Source organism: Xanthobacter autotrophicus ATCC 700552 (assembly GCF_043194565.1).
GTDB lineage: Bacteria > Pseudomonadota > Alphaproteobacteria > Rhizobiales > Xanthobacteraceae > Xanthobacter > Xanthobacter autotrophicus_F.
Map to the genome: position 1 here is coordinate 1 of NZ_JBAFVS010000002.1, position 13619 is coordinate 13619.

Here is a 13619-nt window from a genome sequence, read left to right on the forward strand (position 1 = left end):
TGCCGAGTTCGGTTCCAACGAGCCGAGGCCGGAAACATCCGGCCTCGGGCGGGAGAGGGATCTCCAGCGATCCTGGGCGAACGCCCCCTCCCCTCAGCTCGCGGCGAACTTCAGCAGCTTGGCGGCGTCGAAATCCTGCACCCCGCCGCCCACGCGCTTGGTGGTGTAGAACAGCACGTAGGGCTTGGCCGAATAGGGATCGCGCAGCACCCGCACCCCGGCGCGGTCCACCACCAGGTAGAAGCGGCGGAAGTCGCCGAAGGCGATGGCGTAGGCATCGGCCGCCACCTCCGGCATGGCCTCGCTCTCCGCCACCGGGAAGCCCATGAGGCTGGCGCCCTGGCCCACCCCGGCGGGCGGGGCCCAGAGGTAATTGCCGTTTTCGTCCTTCAGCTTGCGCACCTGCCCCTGGGTCTGGCGGTTCATGACGAAGGTGGCGTTCTGCCGGTAGCCGGCCTTGAGCGCATAGACCAGATCCAGCAGCGGATCGGCCGGGGCCGCCGCCGGGAAGGCGCCTGCCGCGCCGGTGGCCACATAGCCCACCTTGTCCCAGGCCCAGGCGCTCTCGGCCACCTTGGTGTAGGCGAGGAAGCCCTTGGGCTTGGCCACGCCGTCGCCGGTGACGAAGGCCACCCCCTCCTGGCCGGCGAAGGCGGTGTCCACCTCGGCGGCGAGCCACTCCTCCACATTCACCTGCGCATCGTCCAGCAGGGACTGGGTGGCGGCGGGCATGGCGTAAAGCTCCATGGCCGGGAAGGCCAGCTCCGCCAGCACCGGGCTGTCGGTCTGGGGCCGGGCCGCCGTCTCCGCCGCCCAGCCGGAGACCGGGCCGGAGGTCATGAACGGCTTGCGATAGGTGCCGCCGCCTATGGTCCGCACCGAGGCCAGAGCGCGGATGGGCGACAGCACGGCAAGGCGCCGGCCGATCTCGGTCTCGGTCTCCGAGGGCACGAGGTAGCCGCCGGCCTCGCCCGAGGCGGAGGAGAGCGCCTTCGCCTCCAGCGCCTTGAGGCCGCCGGCCTCGCCGTGGCGCACGTAGGTGGCGAAGGCATCGGTGTGCTCGCGGGTGGCGGCGGGGGCCTCGATGCGCTCCGGCGCGGCGCCCAGCGAGGGCCGGCGCGCCTTGGTGGCGAGGGCATCGAGCCGCGCCTTGTGGGCGTCCAGGGCGGCATCGATGCGGGCCAGCTGCTCGGTGGTGAGCACGTCGGCGCTGCGCCGCTCCATCTGCGCCAGGCGGGTGTCGTTCACCTGCTTGTAGCTCTCGAAGGCGGCGAGGAAATCGGCCACGGCGGTGGTGGCCTCGGCGGAGGTGGGCTCGGCGCCGGCCACCTTGGTCTCGGGCGCGCCGGTGATGGGGCGGGCGGTGTCGGCAAAGGCGGTGTCGGGACGGGACATGAAAACCTCTTCTGCGATGAACGAAAATCAGGGATGGGCGGCGCGCAGGCGGGCCGCGGCGGCCGTGAGCAGGGCGGCGGGGGTGGCGGGCGGGCGGGCGATGCGCGCCCCCGGCTGCATGGGGAAGGTGACGATGGACACCTCCCACAGATCGATCCGGGACAGCCGGCGCAGGCGGGCGCGCGGATCGGTGCGCGCCTCCACCGCCTTGAAGCCGATGGAGAGGCCATCCAGTGCGCCCTCACGGATCAGCGCCGCGCATTCGCGGGCACGGACCACGTCCGCCGAGAGACGACCGCGCACATAAAGGCCGCGGGTGTCCTCGAACGCCTCGGTCCACACCCCGATGGGCTCGGCCGGATCGTGCTGGTAGAGCAGGCGCACGCCCCCCGCCCCCTGCCGGGCAAGGCTGGCGGCAAACGCGCCGGGCAGCACCAGGTCGCGGCCGAGATCCGCCACGTCGAACAGGCAGGCATAGCCCTCGATGGGAAAGCCGTCCGCCATGGCTCAGCTCCGCTCGGTGGGAGCGGCGGGGGCCTTCTTGCGGCGCCGGCTCTTCTCCAGCCGCTCCAGGGTGGCGACGAATTCGCGGAACACGGCGCCGGCGGCGGGCGGCGGGGGCGATTTGGCCTGCGCCGTTGTCTTGGCGGGCGCGCCGGTGAGGGCGCGGATGCGCGGCGACGACGCCGTCTCCGGCGCCTTGCGGAAGGGTGAGCGCATGGGGGTCTCCGGGATGGGAGGGGGGAGCGGTTTCGAGCGAAGCCGATCCCGGTTCGCGTGAAGAAAACGCGTTAATGCATAGCTCTGGAGCCATTTGCGTGAGCCGGGGCGAACGCAAATAGCTCCAGATCAGGACAGGTCGTCGGCGCGGGCGTTGAAGCGCGCCAGCTCGCGGACGAAATCGTCGATGCGGTGGGTGGCGCGAGACAGCTCGCCCAGCGCCCGCCACAGGCCGGCGGAGGCGGCAAGCGCCCACAACAAAAGCGCGAGATGCGCCAGATCGCCCCGCTCGGCGAAGGCGCGGATGAGGGCGTCCATGGGGGGTGTCCGGATTGGGTGGTGGATGCGGGGCGGAGAGGCGAGCCCCCCTCACCGCAGCCGCCGTCCCCCCTCGCCATAGCCGGTCGCGGCGCGCTTCTCCTCGTCGGTGAGGAAGTCGGCCGCGCCGATGCGCGCCCACAATTCGGTGCGCTCGGCGGCCAGGGCCTCGGCCTGGTCGAGGTCGGGGACAAGCTGCAGCCCGCCGCCATAGGCCGGGCCGAGCCAGGAGGAGAGCGCGTCGCACACCCGACGCACCAGCGGCACCACGCTCTGGCGCCACAGGGCGCGGTTGGCCTCGGCGTAATTGGCATAGGTGTTGTCGCCGGGAATGCCCAGCAGCAGCGGCGGCACGCCGATGGCGAGGGCGATCTCGCGGGCGGCGGAATTGCGCGCGGCCTCGAAATCCATGTCCTTGGGCGAGAGCGACAGGGGCCGCCAGTCGAGCCCGCCTTCCAGCAGCAGCGGGCGGCCGGCATTCACCGCGCCCTGGAAGGAGGCTTCCAGTTCGCCCTTCAGCCGCTCGAACTGCTCGTCGGAAAGCGCGCCCGAGCCGCTGTAGACCAGCGCGCCGGAGGGGCGGGCGGCATTGTCGATGAGCGCCTTGTTCCAGGCGCTCGCCGCATTGTGCAGGTCGAGGGCCTGCGCCGCCGCCTCCAGCGGGGCGAAGCCGTAATGGTCGTCCAGCGGGTTGAAGGCGGTGAGGTGCAGGATGGCCGGCACGTCCTGGCCTTCCACCAGCGTGTCTTGCGGGATGCGCACGGTGCGCGCGCCGAGGGTGTAGTCGTAGGCTTCGGGCCAGCCGTCCGGGCCGGGCACCAGCTTCACCCGGTCGGGGCGCAGGAGGTGCAGCTCGCGGATCTCGCCCTCCACCACCACCGCCTCCACATAGGCGTTGCCGGCCACCATGAGGTAGCTGCAGATGGCCTCCATGAGGGACGATCCGGTGAGGCGCGGGTTGGGCCGGCGCATCAGATCGAGCAGCGGATGGGTCTCCATCTCCTCCCGCCCGGCCATGAGCACCAGCGGCAGGGCCGAGGCGGATTCGCCGATGAGCCGCACGGCGCGATAGGCGATGGCATTCTTGGCGAAGCCCTCGCGGGCAAGCGAAGCATAATCGCGCGGGGTCCAGCGCGGCCGCCCGGCGGAGAACAGGGCGATGAGCGGGGCAGCGCGGCTCGCCTTCTCCTCGGGCGGGCGGCGGCGGAAGGGGGCGAGAAGCTCGGCCAGCATGAAAGGCTCCGGAAACGAAAAAGGCCGCCCGGTGGGGGCGGCCTCGATGGCAGGGATGAAAGCCGGGGGCAGATGCCGATCGGCACGTGCTCTACCGGCTAAGCAGGCGTATAAAGATCCTGCGTGATGGTCCCGAACCCGGGGCCTGGGGGACGCAAAGGGAGGGCGCCATGCTCTATGCCCTGGTCCTCATTGTCACCACCACCACGTTCCAGCCCGCCGGTTCCGGAGCTTACGGCTATGCGCCCGACCCCTACGGCGCGGGGCCGGGGGTGGTCGCCACCACCTCGCAAAAGCTCATCGGCTACTATCGCACCGAGCGCGGCTGCCTCGGCGCCAGCATCAAGCGCAACCAGAACTGGCCGGACTTCGCGCCGGGCCAGAGCGTCACCGGCCTGTGCGTGCAGGTGGAAATCCCGGTGGGCGCGGATATGGTCGGCGGCAGCTGAACGAGGGCGGTGCAGTCGAGACGGTAAAGCCGGCCAGACGCACGGGGCTGAAAACCACCGTCGCCGTCCGGCTTGACCGGACGGCCCATGCCGCCACAGGAGCTGGCAGAGAGCAACGCCACCATACGGACGCGGTCGGGACAAGCGGAGAGATGGGCCCTCCGGTCAAGCCGGAGGGCGACGGGGCGCGGGACGGCGACGGAGCGCCGGAGGGCGACGGAGCGCGGGAAGGCGACGGGGCGCGGGACGGCGCATGAGCAAAGCCCTGCCGGCGCCGGGTTCAGACCGGCATCGTCAGCATAGCCCAGCCTCACAGCCCCCGCACCCGCGGCGCGCCGGCCTTGGGGCCGAGCGCCAAAGCCGTGACCGCCCACACCAGCGCGTCGAGCCGGTCCGGCGAGCGGCCGGACGACAGGCCATCCGTGCCAAAATCGCACATCTCGTCCTCCAGGGCGGGGAAGGCGCCGGCATGGCGCACCCGCCCCTGCTCGTAGAGCGCGGCTACGGGCTCGGCGCGCAGGAACTTGCCGCGCGTGGCCCGCACCTGCTCCACCGGCACGCCGTCATCCACCTCGGCGATGACGGCGCGCACCATCTCGCCACCCTGGTTCACCTCGGCGACGATGAGGTCCGCCTCGAAGCGGCGGAACAGCGCCACCGCCTTCGCCGCCCACTGGGCGGGGCGAAGGCCGGCGGCGCTGTCGTCCGCCAGCACATGCACCAGGCCCGCCGCGTCGATGCCGGCGCAGACGATGCCGCAGGCATCCGCCCCGGCCCGCGAAGAGGCCGGCGGGTCCACCGCCACCACGATGCGGACGAGGGGCGGCGCCTCGGCCTCCCGCAAGGCTTCCAGCGCCGGGCGGGAGAACAGGGCGTCGGCGCGGTCCTCGATCAGTTCACCGTCCAGCTCCTGCCGGCCGAGACGGGTGCCGCCATAGCGGGTCAGCACCTGGCCGAGGAAGCTCGGGGCGAGGTGGAAGGCATTATCGGCGGTGCGCGCCCGCGTCACCGCGGTGGAGGGGTCGGCCAAAAGTCGCCGCAGCAGCGCGGTGGGGCGCGGCGTGGTGGTCACCATCTGGCGCGGCTGGGTGCCGAGCCGCAGCCCGAATTGCAGCATGTCGAAGGTGGCCTCGGCCCGCTTCCACTTGGCCAGTTCGTCGAGCCAGGCGGCGGCGAATTGCGGGCCGCGCAGGCTTTCGGGGTCCTCCGCCGAAAAGCCCTGCGCCACCGCGCCATTGGCCCATTCGAGGCGGCGCCGGGTGGGCTCCCAGCGCGGCCGCTCGGCGCGGGGGTGGACGGCGAGGAGGCCGGAGACCCCCTCCACCATCACCTCGCGCACGTCGGCCATGGTCTCGGCCACCAGCGCGATGCGCCCCACCGGCAGGTCGGCGAACGGCGGACGGCCCAGCGCCAGGCCCCGCACCCATTCGGCGCCGGCCCGCGTCTTGCCGGCGCCGCGCCCGCCCAGCACCAGCCAGGTGGTCCAGGGGTCGCCGGAGGGCGAGATGTCGGGCGGCAGCTGATCGTCGCGCGCCCACAAGGCCCAGTCGGCGAGCAGAAGCTCGGCCTCGGCCTCGGGCAGGTCATTCAGCAGGCTCTGCGCCCGTCCCGTCCGCGCGCAGGCGATCAAGGCGGCGCGCAAGCTCGCGGCGGAAGGTGTCGAGGTCGCGGACGGCGTCATCTTCGGCTTTCACCTTGCGGCTTTTCTGCGCCTCCGCCTCCAGGGCGGAGAGTTCGCGCAGGGTGCGGGCGAGCACGGCGAGGGCGCGGGCGTCCTTCTCCGCATCGGCGGCGGGGCGGGGCGGGCTCGCCGCGGCGGCCGCCTCCGGCGACACGGCACTGGCGAGGCGCCGCTCGATCTCGTCGAGCTGACGCTCGGCAGCCCGCCACAGCCGGGCCAGCAGATGCTTCCGCCCCAGAGCCGTGCTGCGGACGCCCGGCGCCGGTGGCATCCGCCGGGCCACCGGCTTCAGGGTGACCGTGCCGTCGGCGGCCACCTCCCGGTCGATCCAGTAATAGACCTGGGGGCGCGGCAGGGCGGTGCGGCGGGCAATCTCCTTGAGGGGGGCGCCGTCCAGATAGAGCTGGCGCGCAAGCTGTGCCATGGCTGGCACCCGGCGGGGCGGCAACGCTTCGCGCATGGACATGTCCGAAAAAATGGTTGGGTCCTGAAGCCAGGATGCTGAAAAGCCTGAAGGCGAGAGCCACAAGGGCAGGCACGACCACCGGAGGAAGCGGCGGACGAAACCGAGCCGTCGGGACGGGCGAAACCCCGTCAGGCACACGTCTGGAACATGGACAAAACCTAGCGGGGCAGCGTCACGCTGTCAAGGACTAAATTCCGAATAACGGAATAAAAACCTTATCCCCCCTGATGCAGCCCCAAGGACAGGCGAAGGCGTGACAGCCGAGGCATTCGGGCGGGCCGCCCAGCTTCTGCGATCCCTTGCGGGTGACACACGGCATCATTGCGACATTGTCCGCCAGGGCCGCGCGCCCCGGCGCGATGGCAAGTGTCGCCCGCCTGCGCTATGGAAGACGAGCCGGCGCGCCGGTGCTGCCATGGGTCTGATGCCACCATGTTTCCCCTGCCGGTGACGCTGCCGTTCGTCTTCCTCGCCTGCCTCCTTGCGCCGGCCCGCGCGCTGGAGTCCGGCACGCCGCAGCCCGGCACGCTTCAGCCCGAGATGCCTTCCCCTGCGATGCTTTGGCCCGACACCCCCGCCACGCGCCAAGCCGCGCAGGATTTCATCGAGGCCCTGAACCGCGCGCTGCTGGCCCAGCCCAGCGCCACCCTGACGCTGGAGCGCTGGTGCGGCGCCCATGGCATCGGCGATCCCGCCCTGGTGCGGGCGGAGCGCGAGCGCGCCGGGGAAGACGCCGCCCCGCAGGAGGTGCGCGACCTGCTCGGCGCCGATGCGCAGACCCTGGTGCGACACCGCCGGGTGCGGCTCACCTGCGGCGCCATCGTGCTGTCGGAGGCGGACAATTATTACCGGCCGGATCGCCTGACGGGCGAGATGAACGCCACCCTCGATACCACCGATACGCCCTTCGGCAAGGTGGTGCGCCCGCTCGACTTCCGCCGCCGCACGCTGGAGGCGCGCGCACTGTGGCGGCCGGCGGAGGAAGCCCCGGCTTCCGGCGCGCTGGCGGTGCCCCGCTTCGTGCTGGCCCATCGCGCGGTGCTGACCCTGCCGGACGGCACGCCCTTCAGCGCATTGATCGAGCGCTACACCTCCGGCGTGCTGGCCTTCCCGGCGCCGCGCTGAGGCTGCTGGTCGCAATCCTTCCGGCTGAAGGCTCAGGCGCCGCCCGGGCCAATTGCCAACCGGCCCTTGAGTCACCCTCATCGGTTCGGACGGCGCGATTGCCAGCGCGGGGCATCGGCCTACAATCGCAGCCCCTCTTGAGGCGTACCGCGTTCGATGGTCGATTTCCGCAGCCTCGAAATCTTCTACTGGGTGTCGCAGCTGGAAAGCTTCAGCAAGGCGGCCGAGCGGCTGAACACCACCCAGCCCGCCGTGTCCCAGCGCATCGCCGCGCTGGAAACCGAGCTGCGGACACGCCTGTTCGAGCGCTCCTCGCGCTCCATCAGCCTCACCGAGAAGGGCCGGGTGCTGGTGGATTATGCCGAGCGCTTCCTCCGGCTGCGCGCGGCCATGCTGGAGGCGGTGGCGACCCCCGAGGCCATGCGCGGGGTGGTGCGCCTCGGCGTCTCCGAAACCATCGTGCAGACCTGGCTTTCCCGCTTCATCGAGCGCGCCCACGCGGTCTACCCCAACGTGCTCATCGACATCACCGTGGACGTGACGCCGGTGATGCGCGACGCGCTGGTGAAGCGCGAACTTGACCTCGCCTTCCTGCTCGGCCCGGTGAGCGAGCCCAACATGCACAACCTCGACCTCGGCACCTATGCGCTGGCCTTCGTGGCCGCCAGCGACCTGCCCATCGCCGCCGAGCCCCTGTCGCGGCGGGACCTTCTGAAGTATCCGCTCATCACCTATCCCAAATCCACCTATCCCTACACCTTCCTGCGCGAGATCCTGAGCATTCCGGAGATCGGATCGCCGCGCCTGTTCAGCAATTCCTCCCTCTCCACCATCATCCGCATGACCGAGGACCATATCGGCCTCAGCGTCATCCCGCCCGACGTGATCCGCGCCGAGCTGGCCTCCGGCAAGCTCCGCGTGGTGGCGACCGAGGTCAACCTGCCGGACCTCGCCTTCACCGCCAGCTATCCCATGGCCATGGGCGGCGGCATCGCCGGGCCGCTGGCCGCCCTCGCCGCCGAGATCGCACGGGAGGATCGGGCGGGGGAAACCACCAATAAGCAGGCATGATTAAAGTTCATGCCAGATCATAATTTGAATGCATGCATGGTGCGTGGTGACATGACGGCCTCTTCCGCCGAGGCCCGATCATGTCTTCCAGCTCCGCTCTTTATTCTGCCCCCCATGGCGATACCCAAGTCTTCGCTGCCACCATCACGGACGTAGAGGCAGCAGCGGATCGTATTGCTCGCCAGATCATCCGCACGCCGCTGTTCGAGAATGCAGCCGTCAACGCGGCCTGCGGCGCAAGACTTCTCATCAAGCCGGAGATGCTGCAGCATACCGGCTCGTTCAAGTTTCGCGGTGCGTCCAATCGCGTGGCGCTGATGAGCGCCGCCGAGCGCGCCGGCGGCATTGTCGCCTGGTCCTCGGGCAACCACGCCCTCGCCATCTCGGCGGTGGCGGCGCGCCACGGCATCAAGGCCACCATCCTGATGCCCTCCGACGCCCCGCGCGCCAAGATCGAAGGCGCCGAACGGCTCGGCGGCACCGTGCGCCTCTATGACCGCGCCACCGAGGTGCGCGAGGAGATCGGCGCCGACATCGCCCGGCGCACCGGCGCCGTCATCATCCCGCCTTATGACGATCCCCACGTCATCGCCGGCCAGGGCACCGTGGGCCTGGAACTTTCGGAGCAGGCGGCCGCCCTCGGCGCGCAGCTCGATATGGCGCTGTTCGCCTGTTCCGGCGGCGGCCTGGTGGCGGGCGCCGCCACCGCCCTCAAGGCCCGCTCGCCGGCGACGCTTGTCTACAGCGTGGAGCCCTCGGGCTTCGACGACACCGCCCGCTCGCTGGCCTCGGGCCAGCCGGAGCGCAACGCGCCCGGCGCCACGACGCTGTGCGACGCCCTCATGGTGCCCACCCCCGGCCTGCTCACCCTTCCCATCAACCGCGCGCTGCTCGCCGGCGGCGTGGCGGTGACGGACGACGAGGTCAAGGCCGCCATGCGCCTTGTCTATGACGCGCTGAAGCTGGTGGTGGAGCCCGGCGGCGTCACCCCGCTCGCCGCCGTGCTCGCCGGCAAGGTGGACGCCAAGGGCAAGACCGTGGGCGTGGTGCTCTCCGGCGGCAATGTGGATCCCGGCACCTTCGCCGCCTGCATCGGCGCCTGAGCCCCACGCCAAGACGGCTTCGCGCAAGCGCCGCGCGGGTGGCTCTTCGAAAGCTTCGCTCAAGCGCCGCGCGGGCTTTAGGCCCCCTTCCAATCCAAAGGCTTCGCCATGCTTGCCAAGGACACGGCCCTTTACGCGCGGGTCGCGCGCACCATCGACGACTTCATGTGCCTCGACTTCACCGGGGTCGGCCTCATCGGGCCGATCCGGGCGGCGCTGGCGCGCCGGCAGCCAGGCTTCATCGCCATGGGGGCGGCGGAGATCATCGCCGAGACCCTCACCACCAAGGGCGGCCCCGCCCTCATCGCCACCGGCTTTCCCGAGGGCGGCGGCGTGCCGGAGACCGACGGGCCGGTGGGTGCCGCGCTCATCGCCCGCGCCCTGTTCCTCGGCTTCGGGGTGGAGAGCGTCATCGTCATCGACGAGGACTGGGCGGAGATGATGGCCGCCACCTGCCGGGGCGCGGGGCTCGCCCCCCTGCCCTTCCCGGCCGATGGCGTCATCACCCCCGTCCCGTTCCTGCGCCCGGTCTATATCCGCACCGTGCCGAAGGATGCGGAGGGCTGCCGCGCGGTGGCCGACGACCTGCTGGAGCACACCCACCCGCAGCTGCTCATCGCCATCGAGCGGCCGGGCGCCAATGCGAACGGGCTCTACCACGGCCTCGGCGGCCGCCCGCTGGACGGCATGGTGGGCGACCTCGACTATCTGTTCCGCACCGGCAAGGCCATGGGCCTGCCCTTCATCGGCATCGGCGACGGCGGCAACGAGCTGGGCATGGGCGTGATCGCGCAGGACCTGCCCGCCTTCTCGCCCAAGGCGGCGGACTGCGGCATTCCCGGCCGCGGTGGGGTCGCGGCGGCTACCGCGGCGGGCCACCTGGTGGTGGCCAACATCTCCAACCTGGGCGCCACCGGCCTTGTGGCGGCGCTCTCGGCGCTTTTAGAAAACCCGGTGGTGTTCCACGAGCCGGAACTGGAGGTGCGCGCCATCGCGCAGTGCGTGGCCTTCGGCGGCGTGGACGGCATGTTCATGGCGCCCGAGCCCGCCGTGGACGGGCTTTCCGCACAGGAATGGGAGGGCCTCGTGCGCACCCTCAAGCTCACCGTTGCGCGCACCCTGGGCGACAGTGTGAACTGGAAGGGCGACCGGGGCGACTGGCGCCAGGTGAAGTAAAATGCCGTGAAGTGAAGACGGTGAAATGGGGAATTGGACATGAGTGAAGTGGAAGACAAGCTCGCCGCCCTTGGCCTGACATTGCCGCAGGCCGGCACCCCGCGCGGCACCTATGTGCCCTTCGTGCGGGTGGATAACCTCGTCTTCATTTCCGGGCAGGGTCCGCGCCGCGACGGCCAGCTCCTCTATGTCGGCAAGGTGGGCGCCGAGCGCACCCCCGAAGAGGGCTATGAGGCAGCAAAGCTGTGCGCGCTCAACCTGCTCGCCCAGCTCAAGGTGGCCTGCGACGGCGACCTCGACCGGGTGACGCAGGTGGTGCGCGTGGCCGGGCTGGTGCATTGCGTGGAGACGTTCGAAGGCCATCCCGGCGTCATCAACGGGGCGTCCGACCTGCTCTGCGCCGTGTTCGGCGACCGCGGGCGGCATGCCCGCATCGCCAGCGGCGCCTCTTCCCTGCCGAGCGGAATGAGCGTGGAGGTGGAAGCCTGCTTCGCCGTCAAACCCTGAGGCGGCACCGACTATAAGCACACCTTATCCAAAACAATCCTGAATCATCATTGGACCTTGTGCGTCTTTCGTCTGGATAATGCCCATGGATCGAGCGCGCTTAATCCGTGGGCAAGTTGCCAACCGCACTCGACGCCAGACCGGACCGAAATCGCCGCGGCGATGAACATGACGAGCCTCACCATGGCCAACACCAGCATCGCAAGCCTCCGCGTCGCACCTGAGCTGGACGCCTATTCCGCCTACCGGACCCCGCTTGCGGTGCGGCTGGCCTGCCGCGGCGGCGCCCTCGCCGGCCCCACCGCCGGCATGGCGCCGGGCTATGTGCAGGGCAACCTCGCCGTGCTGCCCAAGGATCTGGCAGAGGAATTCCTGCGCTTCTGCCATTTCAATCCGCGCCCCTGCCCGGTCATCGGCATGTCCGAGCCCGGCAGCTTCAAGGTGCCCGTGCTGGGCGAGGACATGGACATCCGCACCGATTTCCCCGGCTACCGGGTGTGGCAGGACGGCGAGGTCATCGCCGATACCGCCGACGTGACGGACTACTGGCGCGACGATCTGGTCGCCTTCGTCATCGGCTGCTCCCTGTCCTTCGAGGAAGCGCTGATGGCCGAGGGCCTGCCCCTGCGCCATGTGGAGCGCAACGTGCGCGTGCCCATGTTCCGCACCAATGTGCAGTGCGTGCCGGCGGGCCGCTTCTCGGGGCGGATGGTCATGTCCATGCGGCCGCTGGTGCCGGCCCACGCCATCCGCGCGATCCAGATCACCACGCGCTTTCCCGCCGTGCACGGCGCGCCGCTGCATGTGGGCCTGCCGGAGCTGATCGGCATCACCGACCTGATGCAGCCCGACTACGGCGACGCGGTGGAGGTGCTCGACACCGAGCTGCCCGTGTTCTGGGCCTGCGGCGTCACCCCCCAATCGGTGATCGCCGAGGCGAAGCCCGCCTTCGCCATCACCCACGCGCCCGGCTGCATGCTGGTCACCGACCGGCGCAACACCGAATTTTCGATCCTGTGATCATCCCCGGGCGGCAACGCTCGGACTGACGCCGAAAGCGGCGCAGACTGCAACCAAGACCTGTCCAGCCATCCTGACTTCCAGAGGGGATCTACCATGAACCGCAGAGAGCTTCTTCTCGCCGCCTCCGCCCTGCCGCTCGTCGGCCTCGCCGGCTCCGCCTCCCGCGCCTTCGCGCAGGGCGCGCCGGAAGTGGTCATCGGCGTGCTCTACGCCATGTCCGGTCCGAGCGCCCAGGTGGGCATTGATGCCCGCCACGCCTTCGAGACCGCCGCCGAAATCATCAATGGCTCGTTCGACTTCGACATGCCCACCGCCAAGGCGGCGGGCCTCCAGGGCCTCGGCGGCGCCAAGGTGCGCCTCGTTTACGCGGACCACCAGTCCGACCCGCAGAAGGGCCGCGCCGAGGCCGAGCGCCTCATCACCCAGGACAAGGTGGCCGCCCTGATCGGCTGCTACCAGTCCGCCGTCTCCTCCACCGTCAGCGCGGTGGCCGAGCGCTACGGCGTGCCGTTCCTGTGCGCGGACAGTTCCTCCCCCAGCCTCCAGCGCAAGAAGCTGAAATACTTCTTCCGCCCCGCCGCGCAGGACGAGATGTTCTCCGCCGCCATGTTCGACTTCTTCGACGCCCAGAAGAAGAAGGGCAAGAAGATCGACAGCGTCGGCCTGTTCTACGAGGACACCATCTTCGGCGTGGATTCGTCCAACGTGCAGCGCAAGCTGGCCACCGAGCGCGGCTACAAGATCGCCGCCGACATCAAGTACAAGTCCAACTCGCCCTCGCTCTCCGCCGAGGTGCAGCAGCTGAAAAGCGCCGATCCGGACGTGCTGATGCCGTCCACCTACACCACCGACGCCATCCTGCTGGTGAAGACCATGGCGGAGCTGGGCTACAAGCCCAAGAACCTGGTCGCCCAGGCCTCCGGCTTCTCCGAGCAGGTGACCTTCGACGCGGTGGGCGACAAGCTCGTCGGCGCCATTTCCCGCGCCTCCTTCTCGCTGGATCTGGCCGCCAAGCGCCCGTTCATCGGCAAGGTGAACGCGATGTACAAGGCCCGCTCCTCGCGCGACCTCAACGACAATTCCTCCCGCGAGCTGATGGGCCTCATCATCCTCGCCGACGCCATCGACCGGGCCAAGGCCACGGACGGCGCCAAGATCCGCGATGCGCTGGTGGCCACCGACATTCCCGGCACCCGCACCATCATGCCCTGGGCGCGCGTGCACTTTAACGAGGAAGGCCAGAACCCGGACGCGAGCCCGGTCCTGCTGCAATATACCGGCGGCAAGTTCGTCACCATCTTCCCCGAGGACGTGGCCATCGCCGCGGCCATCTGGCCCATGAACGGCTGACG

Annotated in this window: 15 protein-coding genes; 8 read left to right on the forward strand and 7 right to left on the reverse strand. The window is 70.3% G+C overall.

Translation table 11 applies throughout. The annotated features are described in order from the left end of the window. Nucleotides 1-93 precede the first annotated feature (93 nt). From V5F48_RS01830 to V5F48_RS01850, 5 genes are all read right to left on the reverse strand, one after another. Nucleotides 94-1395, reverse strand: a complete 1302-nt coding sequence (locus tag V5F48_RS01830) for a phage major capsid protein (protein ID WP_394039509.1) — start codon at nucleotides 1393-1395, stop codon at nucleotides 94-96. Between the two features lie 27 nt (nucleotides 1396-1422). Next, on the reverse strand, nucleotides 1423-1899 hold the full coding sequence (locus V5F48_RS01835) for an HK97 family phage prohead protease (protein ID WP_394039511.1): 477 nt from the start codon (nucleotides 1897-1899) through the stop codon (nucleotides 1423-1425). Nucleotides 1900-1902: 3 nt separating this feature from the next. Further along, a complete protein-coding gene (locus V5F48_RS01840) occupies nucleotides 1903-2115 on the reverse strand; it encodes a hypothetical protein (protein WP_394039513.1) in 213 nt (70 codons plus the stop codon). A 129-nt stretch (nucleotides 2116-2244) separates the two neighbouring features. Continuing rightward, the gene (locus V5F48_RS01845) at nucleotides 2245-2433 is read right to left on the reverse strand and encodes a hypothetical protein (RefSeq protein WP_394039515.1); all 189 of its coding nucleotides are present in this window, start codon (nucleotides 2431-2433) and stop codon (nucleotides 2245-2247) included. 51 nt (nucleotides 2434-2484) lie between these two features. Next, entirely contained in the window at nucleotides 2485-3666 is a 1182-nt protein-coding gene (locus tag V5F48_RS01850; protein WP_394039517.1) for a phage portal protein, read from the reverse strand. A 170-nt stretch (nucleotides 3667-3836) separates the two neighbouring features. Between V5F48_RS01850 and V5F48_RS01855 the strand changes: the two genes are divergently transcribed. Then, complete coding sequence (locus V5F48_RS01855; protein WP_394039519.1) at nucleotides 3837-4115, forward strand: hypothetical protein; 279 nt, start codon at nucleotides 3837-3839, stop codon at nucleotides 4113-4115. Between the two features lie 310 nt (nucleotides 4116-4425). Here the strand turns inward: V5F48_RS01855 and V5F48_RS01860 are convergent, their stop codons facing one another. Continuing rightward, nucleotides 4426-5796 (reverse strand): DNA-packaging protein, encoded by a 1371-nt coding sequence (locus V5F48_RS01860; protein WP_394039521.1) that lies wholly within the window; start codon nucleotides 5794-5796, stop codon nucleotides 4426-4428. Next, nucleotides 5699-6256, reverse strand: coding sequence for a helix-turn-helix domain-containing protein (locus V5F48_RS01865; protein WP_394039523.1), 558 nt, complete (start codon nucleotides 6254-6256; stop codon nucleotides 5699-5701). The genes V5F48_RS01860 and V5F48_RS01865 overlap by 98 nt, the downstream gene beginning before the upstream one ends. A gap of 438 nt (nucleotides 6257-6694) precedes the next feature. On the opposite strand from V5F48_RS01865, the gene V5F48_RS01870 reads away from it, so the two are divergent. The 7 genes from V5F48_RS01870 (at nucleotide 6695) to V5F48_RS01900 (ending at nucleotide 13617) form a co-directional block, all read left to right on the forward strand. Further along, nucleotides 6695-7387 carry a hypothetical protein gene (locus V5F48_RS01870; RefSeq protein ID WP_394039525.1) on the forward strand — a complete coding sequence of 231 codons (693 nt, stop codon included), beginning with the start codon at nucleotides 6695-6697 and terminating at the stop codon, nucleotides 7385-7387. 156 nt (nucleotides 7388-7543) lie between these two features. Further along, a complete protein-coding gene (locus V5F48_RS01875; protein ID WP_394039527.1) occupies nucleotides 7544-8458 on the forward strand; it encodes a LysR family transcriptional regulator in 915 nt (304 codons plus the stop codon). Nucleotides 8459-8538: 80 nt separating this feature from the next. Then, complete coding sequence (locus V5F48_RS01880; RefSeq protein WP_394039529.1) at nucleotides 8539-9561, forward strand: threonine ammonia-lyase; 1023 nt, start codon at nucleotides 8539-8541, stop codon at nucleotides 9559-9561. Between the two features lie 108 nt (nucleotides 9562-9669). Beyond that, entirely contained in the window at nucleotides 9670-10737 is a 1068-nt protein-coding gene (locus tag V5F48_RS01885; protein ID WP_394039531.1) for a DUF4392 domain-containing protein, read from the forward strand. A gap of 39 nt (nucleotides 10738-10776) precedes the next feature. Then, nucleotides 10777-11244 carry a RidA family protein gene (locus V5F48_RS01890; protein ID WP_394039533.1) on the forward strand — a complete coding sequence of 156 codons (468 nt, stop codon included), beginning with the start codon at nucleotides 10777-10779 and terminating at the stop codon, nucleotides 11242-11244. Between the two features lie 168 nt (nucleotides 11245-11412). Further along, on the forward strand, nucleotides 11413-12264 hold the full coding sequence (locus V5F48_RS01895; RefSeq protein WP_394039535.1) for a putative hydro-lyase: 852 nt from the start codon (nucleotides 11413-11415) through the stop codon (nucleotides 12262-12264). A gap of 96 nt (nucleotides 12265-12360) precedes the next feature. Continuing rightward, nucleotides 12361-13617 (forward strand): ABC transporter substrate-binding protein, encoded by a 1257-nt coding sequence (locus V5F48_RS01900; RefSeq protein ID WP_394039537.1) that lies wholly within the window; start codon nucleotides 12361-12363, stop codon nucleotides 13615-13617. Nucleotides 13618-13619: the final 2 nt, after the last annotated feature.